This is a genomic window from Mycoplasmopsis meleagridis, from assembly GCF_900660695.1.
Lineage (GTDB): Bacteria > Bacillota_I > Bacilli_A > Mycoplasmatales > Metamycoplasmataceae > Mycoplasmopsis > Mycoplasmopsis meleagridis.
The window spans coordinates 549242-574867 of sequence record NZ_LR215042.1 but is presented as its reverse complement, the minus strand read 5'-3'; the positions used below and the strand labels follow the sequence as shown (position 1 = coordinate 574867).

Annotated in this window: 20 protein-coding genes and 4 rRNA genes; 19 read left to right on the top strand and 5 right to left on the bottom strand. The window is 29.6% G+C overall.

The window, feature by feature from the left end:
• The first annotated feature begins 3 nt into the window (after window positions 1–3).
• Entirely contained in the window at window positions 4–420 is a 417-nt protein-coding gene (atpC, locus tag EXC33_RS02395) for an ATP synthase F1 subunit epsilon (protein ID WP_052717028.1), read from the top strand.
• A gap of 40 nt (window positions 421–460) precedes the next feature.
• On the opposite strand, the gene rrf (EXC33_RS02390) is transcribed toward atpC, so the two are convergent.
• Window positions 461–566, bottom strand: a 5S ribosomal RNA gene (rrf, locus tag EXC33_RS02390).
• Window positions 567–645: 79 nt separating this feature from the next.
• Between rrf (EXC33_RS02390) and EXC33_RS02385 the strand changes: the two genes are divergently transcribed.
• Window positions 646–1260, top strand: a complete 615-nt coding sequence (locus EXC33_RS02385) for a chromate transporter (RefSeq protein WP_046096971.1) — start codon at window positions 646–648, stop codon at window positions 1258–1260.
• Window positions 1260–1946 carry a chromate transporter gene (locus EXC33_RS02380; protein ID WP_052717026.1) on the top strand — a complete coding sequence of 229 codons (687 nt, stop codon included), beginning with the start codon at window positions 1260–1262 and terminating at the stop codon, window positions 1944–1946. Before EXC33_RS02385 ends, EXC33_RS02380 begins: the two co-directional genes overlap by 1 nt.
• Window positions 1947–1958: 12 nt before the next feature.
• Here EXC33_RS02380 and rrf (EXC33_RS02375) read toward each other — a convergent pair.
• Window positions 1959–2064: ribosomal RNA gene (rrf, locus tag EXC33_RS02375) — 5S ribosomal RNA — on the bottom strand.
• A gap of 199 nt (window positions 2065–2263) precedes the next feature.
• Here rrf (EXC33_RS02375) and EXC33_RS02370 point away from each other — a divergent pair.
• The 5 genes from EXC33_RS02370 (at window position 2264) to EXC33_RS02350 (ending at window position 9768) form a co-directional block, all read left to right on the top strand.
• Window positions 2264–3778 (top strand): 16S ribosomal RNA (locus EXC33_RS02370).
• 290 nt (window positions 3779–4068) lie between these two features.
• Window positions 4069–6956 (top strand): 23S ribosomal RNA (locus EXC33_RS02365).
• A gap of 169 nt (window positions 6957–7125) precedes the next feature.
• A complete protein-coding gene (locus tag EXC33_RS02360) occupies window positions 7126–7923 on the top strand; it encodes an energy-coupling factor transporter ATPase (protein WP_046097153.1) in 798 nt (265 codons plus the stop codon).
• A complete protein-coding gene (locus EXC33_RS02355) occupies window positions 7914–8858 on the top strand; it encodes an energy-coupling factor transporter ATPase (RefSeq protein WP_046097154.1) in 945 nt (314 codons plus the stop codon). The genes EXC33_RS02360 and EXC33_RS02355 overlap by 10 nt, the downstream gene beginning before the upstream one ends.
• Window positions 8851–9768, top strand: a complete 918-nt coding sequence (locus EXC33_RS02350; protein WP_046097155.1) for an energy-coupling factor transporter transmembrane component T family protein — start codon at window positions 8851–8853, stop codon at window positions 9766–9768. Before EXC33_RS02355 ends, EXC33_RS02350 begins: the two co-directional genes overlap by 8 nt.
• A 244-nt stretch (window positions 9769–10012) precedes the next feature.
• Here the strand turns inward: EXC33_RS02350 and EXC33_RS02345 are convergent, their stop codons facing one another.
• Together EXC33_RS02345 and gltX are read right to left on the bottom strand one after the other, a co-directional pair.
• Window positions 10013–10420, bottom strand: coding sequence for a hypothetical protein (locus EXC33_RS02345; RefSeq protein ID WP_046097157.1), 408 nt, complete (start codon window positions 10418–10420; stop codon window positions 10013–10015).
• A complete protein-coding gene (gltX, locus tag EXC33_RS02340; RefSeq protein WP_046097158.1) occupies window positions 10411–11805 on the bottom strand; it encodes a glutamate--tRNA ligase in 1395 nt (464 codons plus the stop codon). The genes EXC33_RS02345 and gltX overlap by 10 nt, the downstream gene beginning before the upstream one ends.
• Window positions 11806–11899: 94 nt before the next feature.
• Between gltX and gyrA the strand changes: the two genes are divergently transcribed.
• The 11 genes from gyrA (at window position 11900) to EXC33_RS02285 (ending at window position 22556) form a co-directional block, all read left to right on the top strand.
• Window positions 11900–14572: a DNA gyrase subunit A gene (gyrA, locus tag EXC33_RS02335; protein ID WP_046097159.1), complete on the top strand. Its 2673-nt coding sequence runs from the start codon at window positions 11900–11902 to the stop codon at window positions 14570–14572.
• 11 nt (window positions 14573–14583) lie between these two features.
• On the top strand, window positions 14584–16296 hold the full coding sequence (locus EXC33_RS02330; RefSeq protein WP_046097160.1) for a hypothetical protein: 1713 nt from the start codon (window positions 14584–14586) through the stop codon (window positions 16294–16296).
• Between the two features lie 225 nt (window positions 16297–16521).
• Complete coding sequence (gene rpsD / locus EXC33_RS02325) at window positions 16522–17127, top strand: 30S ribosomal protein S4 (RefSeq protein ID WP_046097161.1); 606 nt, start codon at window positions 16522–16524, stop codon at window positions 17125–17127.
• Between the two features lie 19 nt (window positions 17128–17146).
• Window positions 17147–17371 carry a 50S ribosomal protein L31 gene (gene rpmE / locus EXC33_RS02320; protein ID WP_046097162.1) on the top strand — a complete coding sequence of 75 codons (225 nt, stop codon included), beginning with the start codon at window positions 17147–17149 and terminating at the stop codon, window positions 17369–17371.
• Between the two features lie 96 nt (window positions 17372–17467).
• Window positions 17468–18481: a heat-inducible transcriptional repressor HrcA gene (gene hrcA / locus EXC33_RS02315; protein WP_046097163.1), complete on the top strand. Its 1014-nt coding sequence runs from the start codon at window positions 17468–17470 to the stop codon at window positions 18479–18481.
• Window positions 18481–19305, top strand: coding sequence for a nucleotide exchange factor GrpE (gene grpE / locus EXC33_RS02310; RefSeq protein ID WP_052717043.1), 825 nt, complete (start codon window positions 18481–18483; stop codon window positions 19303–19305). Before hrcA ends, grpE begins: the two co-directional genes overlap by 1 nt.
• A gap of 84 nt (window positions 19306–19389) precedes the next feature.
• Complete coding sequence (locus tag EXC33_RS02305) at window positions 19390–19632, top strand: bacteriocin (RefSeq protein ID WP_046097164.1); 243 nt, start codon at window positions 19390–19392, stop codon at window positions 19630–19632.
• 130 nt (window positions 19633–19762) lie between these two features.
• Window positions 19763–20065 (top strand): 50S ribosomal protein L21, encoded by a 303-nt coding sequence (rplU, locus tag EXC33_RS02300; RefSeq protein WP_046097165.1) that lies wholly within the window; start codon window positions 19763–19765, stop codon window positions 20063–20065.
• Between the two features lie 6 nt (window positions 20066–20071).
• The gene (gene rpmA / locus EXC33_RS02295; RefSeq protein WP_046097166.1) at window positions 20072–20332 is read left to right on the top strand and encodes a 50S ribosomal protein L27; all 261 of its coding nucleotides are present in this window, start codon (window positions 20072–20074) and stop codon (window positions 20330–20332) included.
• A 118-nt stretch (window positions 20333–20450) separates the two neighbouring features.
• On the top strand, window positions 20451–21182 hold the full coding sequence (locus EXC33_RS02290; RefSeq protein WP_046097167.1) for a DNA-processing protein DprA: 732 nt from the start codon (window positions 20451–20453) through the stop codon (window positions 21180–21182).
• 72 nt (window positions 21183–21254) lie between these two features.
• Entirely contained in the window at window positions 21255–22556 is a 1302-nt protein-coding gene (locus EXC33_RS02285; protein ID WP_046097168.1) for a YitT family protein, read from the top strand.
• 42 nt (window positions 22557–22598) lie between these two features.
• Here the strand turns inward: EXC33_RS02285 and EXC33_RS02280 are convergent, their stop codons facing one another.
• On the bottom strand, window positions 22599–25613 hold the full coding sequence (locus tag EXC33_RS02280) for an AAA family ATPase (RefSeq protein WP_046097169.1): 3015 nt from the start codon (window positions 25611–25613) through the stop codon (window positions 22599–22601).
• Window positions 25614–25626 lie beyond the last annotated feature (13 nt).

The window sequence follows — 25626 nt, the reverse complement described above, 5'->3', positions numbered from 1 at the left end:
GTTATGGAAAAAACAGTTAAATTAAAAATCATTACAGTTCATGGTATTTTTTTTGAAGATGATATTGTTTCAATTAATTTAAGGACTAAAACAGGAGGGGAGATAACTCTTTTACCTAATCATGCGCCTTTTGTTTCAAATATAGATGTTTGCAAAATGAAAGTAGTTTTACCAGCTAATATAAAAAAACTTTTTTATATCGGAGTTGGTCTTTTATATGTTGAAAATAACATTATTCGAATCATAACTGATGATATTTTGGGGGCTGATAATATTGATATTGAAAGAGCAAGAAAAGAACAAGAATTATTACTTGCCGAATTAAGTAAAATACAAAATGTTAAAGAAAGAGCTGTATTCGAATATAGATTACGCAAGGTAATCAATAGAATTGAAGTTTACAATAACAAAAATAAATAAAAACAGGAAAGCCTGTTTTTATTTTATTAAAAAATAATAAAAAAAGCCGTTCCCTATTTTCGCATCTCTGCTATTTTCGGCACTAATGGGCTTAACTACTGAGTTCGGAATGGTATCAGGTGTACCCCATTGCTATAACGACTATAGTAGTAATCATAATATAAATTTAAAAAAAACAAATATTTTTAATAAAATAAAAAAGATTTATTTTGTCTTGAGGCCATTATGAAAAAAACAAAAGAAAAAGTAGGTACAAATAAAATAAAAGACTTTTTTGTTATTTTTTTATTTGTTATCAAAATTACACTAATAGGTTTTGGTGGTGGTAATGCTCTTATGCCTGTTATTGAAAAAGAGGCAGTTTATAAAAAAGGATGACTTACTAAAGAAGAATTTGATCGAATGGTAATTGTAACTAATATGTTACCAGGACCGTCTGTAATTCAATCAATTTCTTATATTTGTATTAAAAAATTTGGAAAATTCTGAGGTTCAATATTAACGCTTTTAAGTATGCTTCCACATTTATTTTTAGCACTAGGTATTTATCTTGCAGTAGCACAGTTTCCACAAAAATATTTATATGTTATTTCTGTTGGCGTACTTGGTTCTATTATTGGCGTTTTATTTGCTTTTGGATGAAGTTATATGAAAAAAAGCAAAAATAAAATTAATGTTCCTTTATGAGTATTTTTATTTTTATTTACATTTATTTTTTGCGTTTTTATTCCTTCTCCAGGTAATATTCCGGTAATTGTTATGATAGCAGTGTTCATATTTTTAGGACTAACTGAATATCTATTTTATAAAAAGAGCAAAAGAAAAAAGAAGGAGAAATAATGATTATTTTAGGTATTTTAGTAGCTTGTATATTTGTTGTTATTTTTTCTTTAGTTGTTTTTGGAGGAGGACAAATTTTTATGCCTATGTTCAAATGACTTTGAACATTATTGAATAGTACATTTGGCATAAATATTAGTGAAAATACCATTAACCAAATTTTTACAGTATCCAACGCTACTCCCGGAGTAGTTTCAACTAAGTTTGCTTTTTTTACAGGTTTAGTGTTAGCAAATAATGCTGATGGATCAATAGCTTGATGAGGATACTTAACAATGTTTTTAACATATTTGGTTTTTTGTTTACCAGCAATTTTTGTTTTAATATTTGCTATCAAATATCTTAAAAAAATTGAAAATAAACCATTTATGCAAAGAGCGTTATTGTTAATGCAGCCGGTAGTAGCAGGAATTATTGTTTCTGTAGGATTTACCTTATTGATTGAAATATGTTTACCATTTGTTAGTTTTAATGGTCCAGGAGGAATTAAAGAATATTTTAAAATTGATTTCCAATCAGAAAAAGCAAAATTTTTTTCTGGTTGAAGATTAATAGTTTTATTGATTTACTCAGTAATAAACATCATTAGTTCATTCTATCTTTATAGAAAAAAAGTACCTCTATTTGCTTTAATACTTGCAAATATAATTATTTCTCTCATTGTTTTTGAACCATGACTAAATTAAAAAAAATAATAAAAAAAGCCACTCCCTATTTTCGCATCTCTGCTATTTTCGGCACTAATGGGCTTAACTACTGAGTTCGGAATGGTATCAGGTGTACCCCATTGCTATGGTGACTGTAAATTAATGATATTACATTATTTGTAAATTAGAAATATTTTTTATTAGCTGTTAATTTTAGATTCCAAGTTAATTTTTAATTTAAAAAAAAATTAATATTATTTTATTAAAGCATTTTTTATGTTATTATTATTAAGCTTGATTTCATTTTTCAAGTAGATTGTTCTTTGAAAACTAGATATATAAACATGACAGTCAATTTTTTCGAGAGTTTGATCCTGGCTCAGGATGAACGCTGGCTGTGTGCCTAATACATGCATGTCGAGCGAAGTTTTTCGGAACTTAGCGGCGAATGGGTGAGTAACACGTACTCAACGTACCTTTTAGATTGGGATAGCAAGTGGAAACATTTGATAATACCGAATATGTATATTTTTCGCATGAAATTTATATGAAAGAAGCCTTTAAGCTTCGCTAAAAGAGCGGGGTGCGTAACATTAGCTAGTTGGTGAGGTAACGGCCCACCAAGGCAATGATGTTTAGCGGGGTTGAGAGACTGAACCGCCACACTGGGACTGAGATACGGCCCAGACTCCTACGGGAGGCAGCAGTAGGGAATATTCCACAATGGACGAAAGTCTGATGGAGCGACACAGCGTGCAGGATGAAGGCCTTATGGGTTGTAAACTGCTGTGGTAAGGGAAGAAAAAATAAATGAGGAAATGCATTTATCCTGACGGTACCTTATTAGAAAGCGACGGCTAACTATGTGCCAGCAGCCGCGGTAATACATAGGTCGCAAGCGTTATCCGGAATTATTGGGCGTAAAGCGTCTGTAGGTTGTTTGTTAAGTCTGGCGTTAAAACTTGGGGCTCAACCCCAAAGCGCGTTGGATACTGGCATACTAGAGTTACGTAGAGGTTAGCGGAATTCCTTGTGAAGCGGTGAAATGCGTAGATATAAGGAAGAACACCAACATGGCGAAGGCAGCTAACTGGGCGTATACTGACACTGAGAGACGAAAGCGTGGGGAGCAAACAGGATTAGATACCCTGGTAGTCCACGCCCTAAACGATGATCATTAGCTGATGGAAAATTCGTCGGCGCAGCTAACGCATTAAATGATCCGCCTGAGTAGTACGTTCGCAAGAATAAAACTTAAAGGAATTGACGGGGATCCGCACAAGCGGTGGAGCATGTGGTTTAATTTGAAGATACGCGAAGAACCTTACCCACTCTTGACATCTTCTGCAAAGCTATAGAGATATAGTCGAGGTTAACAGAATGACAGATGGTGCATGGTTGTCGTCAGCTCGTGTCGTGAGATGTTCGGTTAAGTCCTGCAACGAGCGCAACCCTTGTCCTTAGTTACTAGCATTAAGTTGAGCACTCTAAGGAGACTGCCCGAGTAATTGGGAGGAAGGTGGGGACGACGTCAAATCATCATGCCTCTTACGAGTGGGGCAACACACGTGCTACAATGGTCGGTACAAAGAGAAGCAAACTGGTGACAGGGAGCAAACCTCAAAAAACCGATCTCAGTTCGGATTGTAGTCTGCAACTCGACTACATGAAGTCGGAATCGCTAGTAATCGTAGATCAGCTACGCTACGGTGAATACGTTCTCGGGTCTTGTACACACCGCCCGTCAAACCATGGGAGCTGGTAATGCCAGAAGTCGGTTTAATTACAAACTGCCTAAGGCAGGACTGGTGACTGGGGTTAAGTCGTAACAAGGTATCCCTACGAGAACGTGGGGATGGATTACCTCCTTTCTACGGAGTACATTAGTTAATTTATTTAATCATTGGGACTAAAATTAACCTTTAAGCCTGTTATTTTAATATTGTCATGACTTGGTTTAAGGCTCTGAGTTATATATCTAGTTTTGAGAGAACATTCTCTCAATTGTTCTTTGAAAACTGAATAGTAAATTATTTTGATAATATTTACAACGACATCTAAACAAATAAATTTGTCAATTTGTTTTGATCATCGAGTAATCATTATTTATGATTTATTGAAATGTTTTAAAATACACATCATTAACCAAATAGGAACATACTTTTAAATAATAAAGAGTTTGTGGTGGATGCCTTGGGTCTGAAAGTCGATGAAGGACGTGATTACCTGCGATAAGCCTCGTTGAGCCGGATATATGCTATGAAACGGGGATTTCCGAATGGGGAAACCTAATTAGGGTAATGCCTAATTGCCATTTTTTGAATCCATAGAAAAATGAGTGAGACACCTTGCGAACTGAAACATCTTAGTAGCAAGAGGAAAAGAAAATAAATTTAATGATTTCTTTAGTAGCGGCGAGCGAAAGAGAAAGAGCCCAAACCATTTTAATGGGGTTGTAGGACGAACTATGTAGAGTTATAAAATTAAACGATAGCAGAAGCTTTTGGGAAGAAGCGACATAGAGGGTGATATCCCCGTATGCGAAATTGTTTAATCTCTTGGTCGTATCCTGAGTAGGGCGGGGCACGTGAAACCCTGTCTGAATCTGCCGGGACCACCCGGTAAGGCTAAATACTAATCAGACACCGATAGTGGACTAGTACCGTGAGGGAAAGGTGAAAAGAACCCCGAAAGGGGAGTGAAATAGATTCTGAAACCACTTACTTACAATTAGTCAGAGCCCGTTTATGGGTGATGGCGTACATCTTGCAGTATGGACCGGCGAGTTACTTTAACATGCGAGGTTAAGCAGCAAAAAGCGGAGCCGTAGAGAAATCGAGTCTTAATAGGGCGCTTTAGTATGTTGAAGTACACCCGAAACCAGGTGATCTATTCATGAGCAGGCTGAAGCTTGGGTAATACCGAGTGGAGGGCCGAACCGTAGTACGCTGAAAAGTGCCCGGATGACTTGTGAATAGCGGAGAAATTCCAATCGAACTTGGAGATAGCTGGTTCTCCTCGAAATAGCTTTAGGGCTAGCGTGTGATGTTAAATTTTGGTGGTAGAGCACTGAATATGGAATGGCGGCGCCTAGCTGTACTGACTATAATCAAACTCCGAATACCATTATGAATTATCATGCAGTCGGAACCGGGGTGCTAACGTCCCGGCTCGCGAGGGTAACAACCCAGATCGTCGGCTAAGGTCCCAAAATCATGTTAAGTGAGAAAGGTTGTGAGATTTCACAAACAACTAGGAAGTTGGCTTAGAAGCAGCCACCTTTTAAAGAGTGCGTAATAGCTCACTAGTCAAGAGATCTTGCGCCAATAATTTAACGGGACTAAAACATGATACCGAAGCCGCGGGTACATTTTGTACGTTAGAGGAGCGTTCTTAGAGCGGTGAAGCTAAACTGTAAGGATTAGTGGAGCGCTAAGAAGTGAGAATGCCGGTATGAGTAACGATTCGTAGTGAGAATCTACGACGCCTATTGGGGAAGGTTTCCTGGGCAAGGTTCGTCCACCCAGGGTTAGTCAGGACCTAAGGCGAGGCCGACAGGCGTAGTCGATGGACAACAGGCTAATATTCCTGTACTTTCTATAAATGTGATGGAGTGACGGAGAAGGATAACTTTACTGCTTATTGGATTAGCAGGGTAAGTATTAATTGGGGACTGTAGGCAAATCCGCAGGCCATAACCGAAAGATACGATGCATAGCACATTTGTGCGAATTAAGTGATTTCACGCTTCCAAGAAAAGCTTCTAAACTTAAGTTTATGGAAACCTGTACCAAGAACGGACACACGTCCCCTAGATGAGTATTCTAAGGCGAGCGAGAAAACTAGTGTTAAGGAACTCTGCAAAATGACCCCGCAAGTTCGCAAGAAGGGGAACCTATAGTAACATATAGGTCACAGTAAATTATGAGGGGCAACTGTTTATCAAAAACACAGCTCTCTGCTAAACCGCAAGGTGATGTATAGGGGGTGAAGCCTGCCCAGTGCCCGAAGGTTAAGTGGATGCGTTAGCATTTGCGAAGCGTTGAAATGAAGCCCGGGTGAACGGCGGCCGTAACTATAACGGTCCTAAGGTAGCGAAATTCCTTGTCGGCTAAATACTGACCTGCACGAAAGGCGCAATGATCTCTCAACTGTCTCAACACTAGACTCGGTGAAATTATGGTCCCAGTGAAAACGCTGGGTACCCGCATCAAGACGAAAAGACCCCATGGAGCTTTACTATAGCTTTGTATTGAAACTTGGTCTAACATGTGTAGGATAGGTGGGAGATTATGATAGTAGAACGCCAGTTCTAAAGGAGTCAACCTTGAAATACCACCCTTGTTATATTGAGTTTCTAACTTGCTATCATAATCGGGTAGGAGGACAGTGCATGGTGGGTAGTTTGACTGGGGCGGTCGCCTCCTAAAGAGTAACGGAGGCGTTCAAAGGTACACTCAATACGGTCAGAAACCGTATGTAGAGCGCAAAGGTAGAAGTGTGCTTGACTGTGAGACTTACAAGTCGAGCAGGTGCGAAAGCAGGACTTAGTGATCCGGCTGTACATTGTGGAATGGCAGTCGCTCAACGGATAAAAGTTACCCTGGGGATAACAGGCTTATCTTGCCCAAGAGATCACATCGACGGCAAGGTTTGGCACCTCGATGTCGGCTCATCGCATCCTGGAGCTGGAGTCGGTTCCAAGGGTTGGGCTGTTCGCCCATTAAAGCGGTACGCGAGCTGGGTTCAAAACGTCGTGAGACAGTTTGGTCCCTATCTGATGTGGGCGTTGGAATATTGATGAGAGCCGCTCTTAGTACGAGAGGACCGGAGTGGACGTACCACTGGTGTTCCTGTTGTTGCGCCAGCAGCATAGCAGGGTAGCTAAGTACGGAAAGGATAACCGCTGAAAGCATCTAAGTGGGAAGCCTCCTCAAAGATAAGTATTCCCTTGAGATTCCTTATAGACTATGAGGTTGATAGGATGGATGTGTAAGCGTAGTAATACGTTGAGCTGACCATTACTAATAAATCGAAAGGTTTAAAAGTTGTTATGTGTATTTAAAGCATTTCAATGAGTCATAAAAAGTATACTATTCAGTTTTCAAAGAACATGGCACTTAGGTGCTTTTTTATTTCTCTCTTGAGAAAAAATTAAAAGTAATAAATTACTTTTTATAGACATAAAAAAACCTATTTTATAGTTATAATTGTTATTATGATCAAAGTCACAGATTTAGTATTTAAATATCCCACAAGTAAAAAAAATGCTTTAAATGGATTAAATTTAGAAATTAAAAAAGGACAATATGTTGCAATTTTAGGTCATAATGGATCTGGAAAAAGTACGTTTTCTAAATTGTTAGTTGCTTTGTATAAACCATTATCTGGAAAAATTGAAATAGACGGTATAACCATATCTAGCGAAACATTAAGAAAAATTAGAAAAAAAATAGGAATCATTTTTCAAAATCCTGATAACCAATTTATTGGTGCAACTGTTGAAGATGATATTGCTTTCGGACTTGAAAATGCTCAGATAAATCCTAAAGAAATGCGCTCAATTATTGAGATGTTATCAGAAAAAGTAGGTATGGATAAATATTTGAATCGTGAACCACAATTACTATCAGGCGGTCAAAAACAAAGAGTGGCAATTGCTTCAGTTTTAGCTCTTAATCCAGAAATAATTATTTTTGATGAAGTAACTTCTATGTTAGATCCAAAAGGAAAACGTAAAGTTTTAGAAATAATTCGTGATATTCAAAAACAAAGAGAAAAAACTTTAATTTCTATAACGCATGATATGGACGAAGCAATTATGGCTGATTTGTGTATTGTTTTTGCTAATGGAGAAGTAATAGCAAGTGGTGAACCAAAAGAAATTCTTAAGAATAAGGAAATTATCGAAATAGCAAAAATTGATTCGCCTTTTATTTATAGATTAAGTGAAAAAATTTATGGAATAGAACCTACATATGATGAAAAGGAGCTTTTAGAAAAATTATGCAAATAAACATACGTAATTTGGAACATATATTTTTGCCTAAAACTCCATTAGCTTTTAGAGCTTTAAATAATATTAATTTGTCGATAGGTCAAGGAGAATACATAGGAATAATAGGTCAAACGGGTTCTGGAAAAACAACTTTTGTTGAACATTTGAATGGTTTATTGATTCCTACTTCAGGTGAAATTGAATGATCTTTCATTAATTCAAGAATTATTAAAATTAAAGATAAAAACTCTAAAAAGAAAACTAAAGTTAGTGAAGATTTTCAGGATAATGTAATTTTAAAAAATACTTGAAGAAAAAAATTTCCTCAAGCAAAAGATATAAGAAAACGCCTTGGAATTATTTTTCAATTTGCTGAATATCAATTATTCGAAGAAACAATTGAAAAAGATATTATTTTCGGTCCTAAATCATTTGGAATAAGTAAAAAAGACGCTAAATTAAGAGCAAAGAAATACCTAAATTTAGTTGGATTAGACGATTCATACTTGAAAAAATCTCCTTTCGATTTATCTGGAGGGCAAAAAAGAAGAGTTGCATTAGCAGGAATTCTTGCAATGGAACCAGATATTTTAGTAGCTGATGAACCAACAGCTGGGTTAGATCCAGTTGGTGTTAGAGAAATATTGAATATTTTTAAAAAACTCAATCAAATGGGCAAAACAATCATAATCGTAACGCATGATTTAGATAATGTTTTAGAAGAAACTAAAAGAGTAATTATTTTTAAAGATGGAACAGTTGTTAAAGATGGCGATACTTATGATATTTTAAGAGATACTAAGTTTTTAAAAGAAAACGAAATGGAACCACCAAAATTATTAGCTTTTGTAAGCAAATTAGAAGAAAGAGGAATGAGAGTTCCTAAAATTACTTCAATAGAAGAACTAGCTAATTTTTTAAATAGAAAACGAAAAGAGACTGATAATGAATAATTTTACAATTGGACGGTATTTAGCAGTAAATAGTTTTATCCATAAACTTGATCCTAGATTAAAACTAATAATTAACTTAATCATTATTGTTACAGTTTTTTTTACTAATTATTTTATTAGTTTGCTCATTATTTTAGTTCCTATTGTCATTGCTTATTTAGTTGCTACTAAAAGTTTTTATGGTCTAATAAAGTTAATGAAAATGCCCTTATTAGTAGCTTTTATTTTGTATTTTGTAAATATATATACAATGAAAATTAACCTTACAGCAGCTGATGCACAAAGTGATGCTGTAAGTAATCCTAATAGGATGGATTATATATGGTTAGTATTTTATAAAAAATCTAACGAGGAATGATTTGGTTTTACCTATCCGCAAATTGCGCGTACACTTGCATTAATGTTAAGAATCTATATAATGATTTTAACAACCACTATCTTAGTTATTACTACTAAACCAATTATGCTTACTAAAGCAATTGAAGATTTACTTTGACCTTTAAAATTTCTTTTTATACCAACTCATATAATTGCCACAATTATTTCTATTGCTCTGCGTTTTATTCCTACTCTTTTAGAAGAAGCGCAAAGAATTGTTAAAGCTCAAGCAAGTAGAGGAATTGATTTTAAAAATGGTAAATTAAAAGAAAAAGCCAAATCGTTAACTACTTTGATAATTCCATTATTTGTCACTTCTTTTGCTAAAGCAGAGGATTTAGCTAACGCTATGGAAACAAGGGGATATGATCCTTATGCTAAAAGAACTAAATATCGTCATTTAGTTTGAAATTGAAGAGATTATTTGATTTTTTTATTTGTCATTTTAATAGTAATTTTTATCATTATAAGTCAAATTGATTCTTTAAATATTTTACCTAAATGATATATTGCTACTTTCTCTAATTTTTAAACTTATTAACCTATAAAATAGACATATATGTTTGATGTAAAAAATTTAATTATGTTAAAATATTGAAAGTAAGTTTATTTATATCTTGTAAGGAAAGCATGAGAAAAGTTACACGAAGAAAAAATAAAGAACGTTCTGAAAAAAGAGTTCATAAATTACAATTAGAACAAGCTCGTGCATTGAGACGTGCACAAAAAGCACAAACAGCTTAAAAAAGAATTAGTTAGAAAAAACTAATTCTTTTTTAAATTTCACTTACTACAATATTAAATGTTCCTAGTAAAATTTCATTAGCATCAAAAAGTTGATAATTAACTTCCTTATTTTTTTCTTTTTTAGCTATATATTGTCCTCTAGTGATTAATTGATATTTGAAGTTATTTTTTGAATCGATAATTTCGCAAAATTCATCTTTTGAAGTATTAATATTTAAAGTATATTCTCCTGTATAAATGTTCATATTTGTCAAACCAAATTCTAGTCTAGTTTTAAAATTATTTCCAGGATCAATAAAAGAATAAACGTCAAAAATTTGTCCTTCGTCATCTTGAAATGATTCATAAGTAGCTTCAATTTCAAAATCTATAATAATAGGTTCTATTTTATCATTGCCGTTAGAATGATCAGCAATTGAGTGGAATTTTATTTTCATTTGTTCAATCTTTCTTTAATTATTTTTTCACCAAATAGATAAATAGCTTTTGCCAATTCAGGACCATGTTGAGAATAAGTTGTTGCTAATCTAATAGGCATAAAGAGATTTTTACCTTTTTTATCTGTTATTAAGCTAGTTTGGTTTATTGCTTCTTGAATATTTTCAACGGTGAAAGTTTTTTCATTTAATATCTTTTTAAATGTTTTTACTAAATCTAATTCATTTTCATTAAGAATAGGGCTATTTTGTTCGCTGACGTTTGTATAATCATTTAAAAACGTTTTCAATTGATTTAGAGAATATACATTTTCTTTAAAAGTTGAGATAAAAAGATTATTTCATTCGTTATTTTCCAAGTCTAATAATTCTAATAATTTTTCGTTTGTTGCTAGTTTAAAATATTGTTTAGAAAATCATTGCATTTTAACTATGTCAAATTTTGTAGGGCTTTTGCTTAATCTATAAGGATCAAAAGCTTCTATAATTTCATTTTTGGTCATCATTTCTCTACTATTAGCATCTGTTCAACCAAGAAGAGAAAGAAAATTAAAAATACCTTCTGGCATATAGCCTTCATTACGATAATCTTCAATAAATTGTTTTAGCGACAAATCTCTTTTAGAAAGTTTTTTACCTTCCATATTAGTAATGATAGTCATATGTCCAAATTTTGGACTTTCTCAATTTAATGCATCGTAAATAGCTAGTTGTTTAGGAGTGTTAGTGATATGTTCTTCTCCTCTTAAAATGTGAGTTATTTGCATATCAAAATCATCTATTACAACTGCAAAATTATATGTAGGAAAACCATCGCTTTTTAATATAACCCAATCTCCTATATCTTTACTTTCAAAAGAAATAGGTCCTCTTACTATATCGTTTCAACTATATATTTTATTTTTTGGCATAGCAAAGCGAATTGAAAACTCACCATTTTTATCTCTTTTAATTTTTTCTTCTTCGCTTATTTTAAGCCAAAATCTGTCATATCTAAAAGAAGGAATGCCTTTTGCATCTGATTCTAATTTTTGTTGTTCTAATTCATAATTGTTATCGTACGCTTTATAGGCTAATTTTTTTTCTAATAGTAAGGAAGCTATTTCTCTATAGCGTTTTAATTTTTCGCTTTGTCTATATTTGCCGTATTTTTCATTAGGATTTAAAGGACTTTCATCTGGAATAATACCTAGTCATTTTAAATTATCTAATTGACTTTTTTCTCCTCCTTCTACATTTCTTTTAATATCAGTATCTTCAAGTCTAAAAACAAAATCACCATTAAAGTGTTTTGCAAAAAGATAGCAAAATAATGCTGTTCTAGCTCCGCCTATATGTAAATAACCAGTAGGACTAGGCGCATAACGAGTTCTTACTTTTTTCATGCTTCTCCTATTAATATTAATAGTAAAAATGGCCCAAAATTCTTTATTATGGTAAAATTATATATACTTTTACGGTAAAAAATAGGAGTAATTTATGGTATTTGCAAGTCTTGATGATGAAAAAGAAAAAGCGGTAGAAAAAAAAGAACTGGATGAAAATTTCATTCCAGATGATGACTTATTTGTTGCCTTTAAAAAAGAAGAAAAAAAAGAAGTAATTGAAAACGAAGACGAAGAAATAATTCCGCAAAATAAAGAAGAGTATAAAGTTCAATCTCAAATTCTAACTGAAGCAATTAATGGCATTAATCCAGTTTATGTACATAGAGAAATGAAAAATTCATTTCTAGAATATGCAATGAGCGTCATTGTTTCTCGTGCTTTGCCAGATGCTCGCGATGGTCTTAAACCAGTTCATAGAAGAATTCTTTATGATATGAGCGAATTAGGTATATATTACAACTCTCCACATAGAAAAAGCGCCAGAATAGTGGGTGATGTTTTAGGTAAATATCATCCCCACGGAGATTCTTCTGTTTACGAAGCAATGGTTAGAATGGCACAAGAATTTTCAATGCGTTATCCTCTAGTTGACGGACATGGTAATTTTGGCTCTATTGATGGTGATGAAGCTGCTGCAATGCGTTATACTGAAGCGAGAATGTCTAAATTGGCTGGTGAAATGCTTGAAGGGATTAAAAAAGAAACCGTGGATTTTGTAGATAACTATGATGCTACAGAATTAGAGCCTGTTGTTTTACCTGCTAGATTTCCTAACTTATTAGTTTCAGGAGGTTCAGGAATTGCAGTTGGTATGGCAACTTCTATTCCTCCACATAATCTAGGTGAAACTATTGACGCTGTAATAAATTTAGCTAAAAATCCTTCAATTTCAGTTGAAGAGTTGATGGAATTCGTTCCTGGACCAGATTTTCCTACAGGAGCAGTTGTTCTTGGTAATGAAGGAATAAAAAATGCTTATAAAACAGGTAAGGGATCAATTACAGTTAGATCAATTGCAAAGATTGAAGAATATCAAAACGGTAAAAGCAAAATTATCGTTACCGAAATTCCTTATGAAGTCAAAAAAACATCAATAATCGAAAAAATTGCAGAATTAGTAAAAGATAAAACTATTGAAGGTATTTCTGATTTAAGAGATGAATCATCAAGAGAAGGTATAAGAATAGTAGTTGATGTTAAAAAAGGATATAATCCATACATTTTACTTAACAAACTTTATAGACAAACAAATTTGCAAGTTAATTACAATGCTAATTTAGTAGCTTTAGTCCATGGTGAACCTAAATTGTTGAATTTAAAATCTGCTCTTGAAATATATTTATCTCACCAAGAAGAAGTAGTTACTAGAAGACTTAATTTTGATTTACAAAAAGCAAAAGATAAATTACATATTTTAGAAGGTTTAAAAATTGCTGTTGAAAATATTGACCAAGTAATAAAAATTATTAAAGCATCAAAAAATGACAATGATGCACAAATTAATCTAGCAAAAAATTTCGATTTAAGTGAAAAGCAAACAAAGGCAATTGTAGATATGCGTTTAGGACGTTTAACTAATTTGGCAATTGACAATATGCTAGATGAAATGAAAATTTTAAGAGATGAAATTAATAAAATTCAATTCGTTTTATCAAATCACGAGGCTTTAATTAACTTAATAGTTTCTGAATTAAATGAAATTAAAAACAAATATACTGATAAAAGAAGAACACAAATTAATTTAGAAATAGAAGCTTCAATTTCGGATGAAGATTTAATTCCACAAAGAGATATTGTTATTACCACTTCATCTAAAGGTTTTGTTAAAAGAATTGATTTGGAAGAATATCGTAGTCAAAAAAGAGGTGGTGTTGGACAAAGCACAATGAAAACTTATGACGATGATGATATTAGTTCTATTTTAACTACAACTACACATACAGATTTGCTTTTATTTTCTAATTTTGCTAAAGTTTACCGTATAAGAGCGCATCAAATTCCTGATTTATCTAAACAATCGAAAGGAATTGCTTTTGTAAATATTATTCCTTCTTTAAATTCAAAAGAAGGAGAAAAAATTATTTCTATTTTACCTATCGATAAGTATGAAAGTACTAAATATTTATTCACAACGACTAAAAAAGGAATTATTAAAAAAACTTCTTTAAGTGAGTATGAAAGAATTAATTCAAATGGTAAATTGGCTTTCAATTTACAAGAAAATGATGAATTAATAAGAGCTTCAATACTAAGTGATGAAGAATTGGTTTTATTAGCAAATAATACAGATAGAGTAGTTAAATTTGAAGCAAAGGATTTTAGACCAATAAGTAGAACTGCTACAGGAGTTAAAGGAATTAGTCTAAATGAAAATGAATATGTAGTTTCTTCTTCGTCTTCAAATGAAGGAGCTTATGTTTTAACTATAGGTTCTAAAGGATTTGGTAAGCTAACTGATCATGAGTTATTTAGATTAATTAAGCGTGGCGGTAAGGGCGTTAAAGGAATTAATGCTGAATTAGCGGGCAATATTGTTTTTGCAAGATTTGTGAATTTGCAAGATGAATTACTTTTAATAACTAATTCTGGCATAACTTTAAGAACTAAAATTGAAGATATAAGTGTATCAGGAAGATCTGCCAAAGGAGTCAAGTTAATAAATCTAAAAGAAAATGAATATATACAAGCAGTTGAAATTATTAAAAATGCTAATAATATAGATAATACAAATAAAAATATTAATTTAGATGATAATAACTTATAAAACAGGCGAATATGGAACAAGAAGAAGTAAAAAATTCATTTTATTATTCTAGAGATTTGATAAATAAAAAAGTTAAATTAAAGTTAATAAATAATGCAATTTATTTGCATGATTATTCAAATAAAACAGATTTTTTAAATGCAATAAGCAATTTTTGTTCTGAATTTTTTAATTTTTTTAAAAAGAAATTTTCGAATGAAAATTACTCTTTTTTAATAACTTCTGGACAAAATAAAATTGAAGATAAAACATTTAGTAATTTTATAAGTCTATTTGCAAATTATTTCAATGTATATATCTATAAACAAGGAGAAGTAGGCAATTTTTATACTAATAAACTTCCTTTTGAAATAGACTTTTATGTAAATAAAACTATTCAAAAAGAAACAAATAAAATTAATATTCTATTGCGTTTAAAAATTAATATTAAAGAGAAATTTATTAAACTATTAACTAATAATATTAATCATGAAACTATTATTGAATTTATAGATTCTTACAACAATAATTTAGTTAATGATATTTTTTCTTCTGCAAAAAACAGAAACGAACAATTAAAAAATGTAAAAATAGTAGATAATGTTTTTTTTAAACGTTTTTTAGAGGAAACAAACAGAGTTTTTTGAAAAAGCAATACAACATTTGCTGCTAATTTAGAACAATATTTTAATTTGTTAAATGTAAAATTAATTGATAAAACTACTAATCAATTTGTTTTTGAGTTATTTAAAAACCCTTTTAAAAGAGAAAATAAGAATAATTTTTTTGCTGTTAATTGAACTTATAACAAATATATTAAACATAATGAAAACGACTTGATCATCAAGGTAGATAAATATTATAAATATAGTTTATACTTAAAAATTGACAATAGATTTTTTAAAGTAAGTTTTAATAAGTTGAAATATTTGTATATAGACTATTTTCTAAATAGTTATAAAGATTTGAATTTGGATTTAAAAAATAAGAATATTGTTATTTCGAATAGCGATATTATCAATTTTGTTTCTTTAGAAAAAGAATTTATTTCTCCTTCCTTATTTGAAAAAAACAGAAAATTATTTTTACAAAATTATTGTGTCAATTTAAATGAAGAAATAAAATCCAAATCACTAGTTATATTTGATAAAAAACACTATTTTAGCGATATATTCAACAAATTAGATATTGAAGAAAAGATTGGTAATAATTATTATTTTTTACTTTTAATTATTAAAATGCTTTCTTTCTATAAAGACAATAATAATATGCTCTCGTATAAAATAAATTATCTTAATGAAAGAATGTATAAATTCTATAGAAAAACTTATAAAGTAAAGATTTTAGAAAAACAATTGAATCAATTTTGTCTATTAGTTCATCAGTTTTTAGATTCTAAAATAACAGAGAATAAAAATTTGGAATTTATTTCAATAGATAAAAAAAATCTCATTAGCGAAAAAAGCTATGAATTAACTTATTCTAGCGGCAACTGTAATAATTGTCTTTTAACTCATAAAAATGAAGGGCATTTTCTTTATTTATTTGTTCTCAAGACAAACAAACAAAACAATATTTTAATTTCTTATGATTTACTAAGTGAAGAATTAATATTTGACATATACATTAACAAAACTTCTAATGATTCATTAATAAGTAAGCTTAAAGATTTTAGATATATGAAATTCTTGATTAATGAATTGATTAAACTAAGCAATAGTAAATATTTTCAAAATAATAAATAAACCAAATAAAGCTATTTTATCGCTTGATATTACAATTTTATTTAAACTTGAATTTTTAAATTGATATATAATTATTTGGCATATTACAGCAGGAATACATAGATATTAAAAATAACATTTCATTTAAAGATTTGAAAGTAAGATTGCTGCATATCTGAAATCATTAAAATTTTATTTTCTATTTAGAGTATTCCCCTTTTTATGTTTTATGCAGAAAGAGGAAACATGAGTAGATATACTGGTCCAGTTTTTAAAAAATCTCGTCGTTATGGTTTTTCAATTTTAGAAACAGGTAAAGAGTTTTCCAAAGGCAAAAAAAGAGCTTATGCACCAGGACAACATGGTAATAAACGTGTTAAACTATCAGACTATGGCCTTCACTTGTATGAAAAACAAAAAGTAAAATTTTTATACGGAATTAATGAAAAACAAATGCAAAAATATTATGCAAACGCTGTTAAGATTAAAGGTGTTGCAGGAACCAATTTATTGCAATTATTGGAAAGTCGTTTGGATAATTTAGTTTATCGTGCAGGCTTTGCTTCAACGAGAAAACAAGCAAGACAAATGGTAAATCATGGGCATTTTGAAGTTGATGGTCATAAAGCAAATATTCCTTCAATGAAAATCAATGTTGGTTCAATCATTTCTTTAAAAGAAAAATCACAAAAAAATACTGAAATTGTTAAGGCTTTAGAAACCAAAGTTTCTTCTCCTTGATTATCAGTTGATAAAACTAAATTTACTATCAAATTCGATAGATTGCCTGAAAGAAACGAACTTCATACTGAAATTAAAGAAAACTACGTTATAGAGTTTTATTCAAAATAGTTTTTATTAAGGAAATATTATGAAAAAAAATATTCATCCAGATTATTATGATGTTGAAGTTAGTTGCCAAACATGCGGTAAAAAATTTCAATTCAAATCAGTTAAAAAACAATTTACAGTTGATGTTTGCTCGGGCTGCCACGTAGTTTATACCGGTGATAGAACCAAAACTAAAGCAACAGGTATGATAGACAAATTTAACCAACGTTTTGCCAAAAGCCAACAAAAGAAAAATCAAAAATAATAAAAAAGCCTTAAGGCTTTTTTATTATTTAATTTTCTGTAAAAAATATTTAGCAGAGAACTATTAAATTCTGCTAAATAAAGTATAATTTTTTTTATGTCTAGAAAGAAAAATGATGCTGAAAAAAATTTAATTCTTAAATATGCTATTGAAACGTATATAGAATTAGGAGAACCTATTTCTTCCCAATTATTGGTAGAAAAATATAAACTAAATATTTCGTCTGCAAAAGTACGTTACATTTTAAATGAATTGGAACAAAACAATTTATTAATCAAAAATCATAAATCTAGCGGAAGAATACCTTCAAAAAACGGTTATCAATTTTATATCAATAATTTAGCTTCAGAAAATCAAAATAAACTAAAAAACAAAATGAAAGACATTTTTTCAAAACGTTGAAATTCAATTGACAACACATTAGACGAAGGGGTAAATTTTATAAATGAAATTACTAATTTTGCCCTAGTTACTTCTGAAACTAATGAAGATGATTTGTTAAAATCAATTAGTTTAGTTCCTCTTGATGAAACTAAAGCAACTATTATTTTGGTTGATTCAAATGGAAAAGTGTTTTCTAAAATGATGAATTTGACCAATAAAATGGTCAAAATGGAAGATTTAAGAATAGCAATAAGAATTTTTAAAGAAAGATTAATTGATGCAAGATTAACCGAATTAAAAAATTTAGTTACTGATTTAAAAGATATTTTGTCAGTTTCAATTAAAAATTACGAAGAATTAATTCAAAGTTTTGTTGAAAATATTTTTAATTTCCAAGTTGAACAAAAAAATTTTGTCTATGGTAAAGATAAATTAATTTTAGCTGAAGAAATTGAAAGGAAAAATTTAGTAAAAATACTTGATATTATTGAAAATAAATCAATATGAGAAACAATTGAATCTGAACATAAAAATGATGAAGATAATAATATTAAAATAGCTATAGGTGATGATAATTCAGCAATTATTAGTAAAAAAATTCATGCTAATTCAAAAATTAGAGAAATTTCAATAGTTGGAACAAAGAGAATGGATTATAAAAAAGGATTAGTTGCTCTAGAAGCTTTAGAAGAGCTAATAGAAGAAAAATGCAAGGAGAATAATTAATGGAAAATTATTTATTTGTCTATAAAAAGGGAGACTTTATAAAGTTTGATCTTAAAGTATATGATGAAAATAAGAAAGTGATAGAAAAATATTGTAGAGAAAAAGAAGAATTAGTTCTAACAGAAAATAAAGCAGATTTATACAGCAATTTATTAATTGGTAAAAATTTAGTTAATCAATTGACTATTAATCATAAAAATAATGATAAAAAAGACAAACAATTTCATAATAAAGTTCTAACTTTTGAAATTAATATTTTAGATTATAAACCAGCTGAATTAGTAGAATTAAAATCTAATTTAAAGGAATTAAAAAACAACTTAAATATTAAAGAAAGTTCTATAGAAATTTTAAATAAAAAACTTGCTCATACAGAAAATCAATTAAGATTAGCTATTAATGATGTTAAAAAAGCTAAAGAGTCGAAAATAATAGAAAAATTTACAATGCCTGAAGAGGAATTAGCTAACATTAAAAAATATGCACTGCAAAAATTTTTAGAAGAATTTTTAGAGCCTTATTCAACACTTAAAAGTGCAATATCTACTGGCGAAAATAATTCTAATAATGACGTAAAAAATTATGTATTTGGATTTAAAATGGTTTTATCTCTTATAGATAATATTTTGAATAATAATGGTTTAATAGAAATATGACCAGAAGTAAATAAGGAATTTGATCATTTTTCATCCAAAATTGTTGAATTAAAAGAAGATGATAGTTTGCCAAATAATACTGTTATTAAGGTAAATTCGCCAGGGTATAAATTATATGAAAGAGTTATTAAACCATCATTAGTAGTTGTAACAACAAATAAAAAATAGACTTATAGTATTTTTATTTACATTAAGTCTATTTTTTTAATTTTATTATCCATTTGATAATTAAGAAATACAAAAAGGAGGATAATGGATAAAAATAATTTTAAAAAACTTAATAAGCAAGAAGAAGCTAATATTAGTGGTGGATCAATAGTAACTACATTTGTAACTTTAGCGCCAGTAATTTTTTCAGGAATATCCACTATTTCAAATATTATAAAAATGTTTTCTTCTTCAAACGGTGAAGTAAAAACAAAAGATAATTCTCTTAAATGAAGTAATGATAATTCTTCAAATAACAATTCTAAAACTATTTATTACTATTATTAGCAGTTAATTATTTAATTTTTTCTTATAAATTTATATAATAGTAAAGTTACTTTTGTAACCATTCTAAAAAGGTTTAAGTATATTTTTTATCACCTTAAAGATGAGCCACAAAAAACAGGGGGTTTATAGCATGACGGCTATAATCGAAACTGGAGGCAAACAAATTTTAATTAAAAATGAAGGGCAAACAATCTTCATTGAAAAAATCGAAGGCAAAGAGGGCGATTTAGTTACATTTGACAAAGTATTATTAATAAATAATAAAATTGGTCGCCCATATGTTACTAATGCAAAAGTTACAGGTATCATCAAGAAACAAGGCAAAGCTAAAAAAATAGTAGTTTACCGTCATAATCCAAAATCTACTCATAAAAGAAAACTTGGTCATCGCCAACCATATACTCGTGTTGAAATTAAAGAAATTCTAGGTTAATACGAAATGGCACACACAAAAGCTGGTGGTTCCACTAGAAATGGACGTGATAGTCGCGGCCAAAGATTAGGTATAAAACTTGGTGATGGTCAATTTTGTACTGCAGGATCAATTATTTTTCGTCAAAGAGGAACAAAAATTTTTCCTGGAACAAATGTAGGAATTGGTAAAGATGATACTTTATATGCATTAATCGAAGGATATGTAAAATTTGAAAAACGTAGAAATCGTACATATGCCTCTGTTTATTCAGAAAGAAAAAATTAGATAGACTAAAAGAGTAACTCACGCTCTTTTAGTTTTTTATTGAAGCAAACTTTCATCATTTTAGTTTACATTAAGTTTATTTTTAGAATTTTTCTATATCAAATTAAATTAAGAAGAAATGGAAGAAACGTTAGTTTATTTAACATGAAAATATAAAGGTAATATAAAAGATATTTATTATGCTTTAAGAAATAAGGAGGAAACTAATAAAGCAGAATTAACTCAATTCTTGTTAGAGTTAGAAAAACAAAATATAGAATATATAACGGTTTTGGATGATAATTATCCTAGTGATTTAAAAATTGTTAAATATTCTCCATATGTTCTTTTTTATAAAGGAAATTTAGAATTATTAAAAAATAATAAAATATGTTTAACAGCAGATTACGATAATGATATTTGCAAGAATAATATTCAAAATAATATTGAAATATTAGTTAAAAATAATACTTTAGTAACTACAAATTTTAAAAATTTGGATGCTTATATTATTCAAAAATGAAGAGAAAAAGAAGGAAATATCATTTTCCCTTTAGCAAATGGAATAGGATTTAATAATGAGGAAATAATTGATGAAAAAGAATTGCTAATAAGTATGTACCCTCCCAATGTTAATCCCAAATTAGAACGCTATAGAGAAAGAAATGTTTTAATTTCACTATTATGTAAATATTTAATTTGTTATAGCGCAAAAAATAATTCTGGAATTATCAATTTAGCATTATCTTTCGCTAATGTAGGTAAAGAAGTTTATTGTTATCCAGGTTATTCTTTAGATGACGGTAATACATTTCTAATTAAATCTGGAGCAAACATGATAACTGGATTAGCTGATATATATTACTATTAAGATATTTGAACTTAAAAAATATAAAAAATTTTTATATAGTATATTTTTTTAATATTTATAATTAATACACTTATGAAAAATGTTAATCAAAAAGGGCAAAAAATTGTAAATTTTTTTAAGCAGAATAAGAAACCAAATAATTTAAATTTAGACCCTAATTATGATCCTGATAATGAAAAATGAGAACCATTTAGAATATGTGATGTTGATATAAATATGACTGAAATGGGCCAATACAATTTTAGAAAATTAAATAGCAAAAATAAGGAAGTCAAAAAACAAAATATTAAACTTTGATCAAAAAGAGTAATACTAGTTTTTTTAGCTGCTTTAATATTTAATTTTGGGGTGAATGCTTTTTTAGCGAAGGCAAATACAATACCAAGCGGATTTACAGGTATACCCACTTTAACTGTTTTATTAGTAAAACCACATTGAAGTGATATTAATAAATTATTTGCCTTAATTTATGTTATTGTTAATATTCCTCTTTTTATAATTGTGGGTTTACAATTTGAAAAAACTAAATCTTTTTTTAGAGTAAAGTTAAAAATTAAGAAAAGTTTCTTATTAATGTCCTTAGGATTTATGTTTTCTCAAATAGTAACTAATGCCATATTTACTTATGAGCCAGTCAATCATTTTATTACTTCAACTTTTAATGTAGCTCCAGGATGAAAGGAAACAATTGAAGTTGTTGAAAATGGAGTAAAAATAGTGGCTGAAAATCCCGTAACATGACCAATTTTTATTAATGGATTAATTGGTTCAATGTTTCTAGGAGTTGCTATAGCAATGGCTTGAAAAAGTGGGGGATCTACCGGTGGATCAGATTTTATAGCTTATTTTTTTACAACTAAGAAAAAGAAAAGTGTTTCAAGTATCTTGATGGTAGTTTCTTTCACTAGCTCATTAATATTTTTAGTAATTTATAGCATTGTTGATCCTCACAAACCAGCAGTTATGATAAAAGGTTATTTAGATAACGGCAACCCAATTTATGTAATAAATCATGAGGCCAAAACAATTGTTGGCATGAGAGAGTTTTCAACTATTTTTTATATATTCATAGCAAACGGTCTTGTTGGATTACTTTATCCTAAATATAAAAAAGTCGGAATAGAAATATCATGTGCGGATCCTTCAAAAGTGATTGCTTATTTTAGAGCCATTGAATATTGACATGCTTATACAATTACTAAAGCAACAAGTGGATATACAGGAAAAGAAATTTATAAAATAGAAACAACCATATTATTATTAGAATCAAGAAGTTTATTAAGAGATTTAAAAATAATTGATAAAACCCTTTGAATAAGAGTTAAAAACATAAATAACGTTATAGGTAATTTTAAAACAAGTTTTGTTGAATAAAAAATGCTAATTTACGTAGCATTTTTTATTATTCTATAAATATTAAACATCTCTTGAATTCATTTCTTCTTCATGAATTTTTGCTAATTTACCTTTTTCAAGATCTTCAACATCTTTTTGTTCATCATCTACTAGTTTTTTAGCATCATCCATGGAAATACTAAAGAAAGTAGTAACACCTCTATTTTGCATTGTAGCAGCAAAAAGTGAATTTACTCTACTCATTGTTCCATGTCTATGAGTAATTACAAGAAACTGCGTTTTTTCTTTTAATTCTTGTAAATATTCAGCATAACGAACAACATTAGCTTCATCTAAGGCTGCTTCAACTTCATCTAAAACACAGAGAGGAAGAGGTCTTGCTTTTAAAATTCCAAACAATAATGATATTGCGATAAGTGACTTTTCTCCACCTGAAAAAAGTTTAAGATTTTTAATGCTTTTTCCCGGAGGTTGAGCTTGAATATCGACTCCAGAGTTAAGTATATCTTTTGGATTATCGAAAAATAATTTAGCTTGTCCACCGCCGAACATTGTTTTAAATACATTATTAAATTCACTATCTACTTCTTCTACAAGAGTAGTTAATCTGCTTATAATAATTTTATCTAGTTCAGAAATAGCACTAACAATAGCATCTTTAGCATCACTCAATTCTTTAGCATCTGCTGACAATTTATTGTATCTTTCTTCTTCTTCTACTAATTTTTCAAGAGATTCAATATCAATTGATCCTAATTTTACAATTTGTTCTCTTAGATCTTTTACTATTTCTTCTGCTTCATTAGCGTCAATTTCTAATTTAAATTCGAGTTGAGCGCTTTCAAAAGTCATTTTATATTCTGATACTAAACGTTCTCTTGATTGATCAAGAATTATTTTTGCTTTTTCTTTATTAGCAAGTTTATCTGCATACGATTTATTAAATTTGTTTAAACTATCCTGAAAATCGTTTCTTGTTCTTTCGAATACTTTAATATCGTAAGATAAACTTTGAATATTAGATTGCTTTGCGTGTAATTGTGATTGTAAACTTAGCAATTCACTTTCAAGTTTTTCTTTACTAATAATTTCACTTTGTTCATTAATTTTAATTTCATCAATGATGAGTTTTTTATTTCCTAATTCGTTATATCTAACATTATATTCGTCGTATAACTTTTGAGCATCTAATCTCTTATTTCTTAAGATAATTAATTGTTGCTTAGTATTATTGATTAAGTTAATTAAATTATTTCTACCATTTATAAGTTCATGTTGTTTAGCTTCGAGATTTTGTAATTCAACTTTAATTCCAGGCAATGCATTTTTTAATTGTTCTATTTTTTCATCAAGGCCTAAAATACTTTGCATATTTTGTTGAGCACCACCAGTTATTACACCGCCAGTTCTAACAATATCTCCTTCAAGAGAAACAACCATATAACGATGTTCTAAAACTTTAGAAATTTTGTCAGCGCTTTCAATATCGCTTGTAATGATAATATTACCAAGTAAAAATTTGACCAATATATCGAATTCAGGAGCTATTTGAACTAAATCTTTAGCTACTCCAACATAGCCAGGATGCCCTTGTATAGCTAATAATAAATCATCCCTAACATATTTAGGTTGAATTGAAGTTAGCGGTATAAAAGTAGCTCTTCCCCCATTATTATCTTTAAGGAAATTAACTGCTTTAACAGCTGTTTCTGATTTATCAACAACAAGATTTTGTACAGAAGGACCTAAAATTGCGTTAATAGCAATAAGATATTCATTATCAACTTTAATTAAATCTGCAACTGTTCCTTTTAATGCTTTACCAAAATAGGCTTTGTTTTCTAAAATATTTTTTGTTCCTTTAGAGACTAAACCTAAATTTTCTTTTTGTTGTAACAAATTATTTAGTAGGGTTTGTATTTTAGTAATTTCAGTAGCTTTTTTGGTAATTAAAATATTAACTTCATTACTTTTTTGTAAGATATTTTCTGATTCTTGTTCTTTTTCTGTGATTGCATTATTAAGATTAACAATATCCGAATCGTAAGTTTTCATCTTTTGTGCATTAGATTCTATTAACTCACGATAAGAAGCAGCTATTTCTTCAGCACTTGCTTTAGTTAAACCATCAATTATATTTTTATTACGTTCGTTTTCAACAGCTAAATTAATTTCTAATTGATGTATTCTCTTAGTTAATTCATCAATTTTAATTGAAAGTTCCCTAGCAGTATTATTTTCATCAGCAAGCGAAGATTGAGTAATATTTATTTTTTGATTGAAAGTAGCTATTTTATTTTCTAAGTCAGTTTGAGTTTCGGTAACGCCTTCTAATTCTGCTTGTAAAGTACTGAATTGTTCACCGAAAACAGAAATTCTATCTACTAATAGTCCTACCTCAATTTGTTTAAGTTGATCTTTCAAGGCAATAAATTGTCTTGCTTTTTCTGCTTTTTTTCTTAATGAAGTTAAATTGTGTTCAATTTCTGCAATAACGGCATTAACCTTATCAAGGCCATTTTGAGTTTTCTCTAACTTAACAGTTGCTTCTCTTTTTTGAAATTTGAATTTAGAAACTCCGGCGGCTTCTTCAAAAATAGCTTTTCTTTCTTCATTTGTTGCTTCAGCTATGTCGCTAACTGTTCCTTGAGAAATAATTGCAAGAGAAGATTTACCAATACCAGTTTCCATTGCTATTGATTTAATATCTTTAAGGTTACAAATTTCACCATTAATATAATAGGTGTTTCCTTTGCCTCTTTCAAGAACACGACTTATAGTTATAAATTGGTGTGGTAAATTGCTTTGACCATCACGATTATCAAAAGTTAATGTTACTTCTGCTTTGTTCATTGCTTTTGCAGTTTTTGAACCTGCAAAAATAACATCTTCCATATTATCACCACGTAATTCTTTAGCGCTTCTTTCGCCTAGAACTCATTTGATAGCATCATTAATGTTAGATTTACCAGAACCATTAGGCCCAATAATGCCTGCTACTCCACCATCAAATTTAAGAGAAATTGGATCAGCAAAAGATTTAAAACCAATTGCTTCAACTTTGACTAATTTCATTGATTTCTCCTTC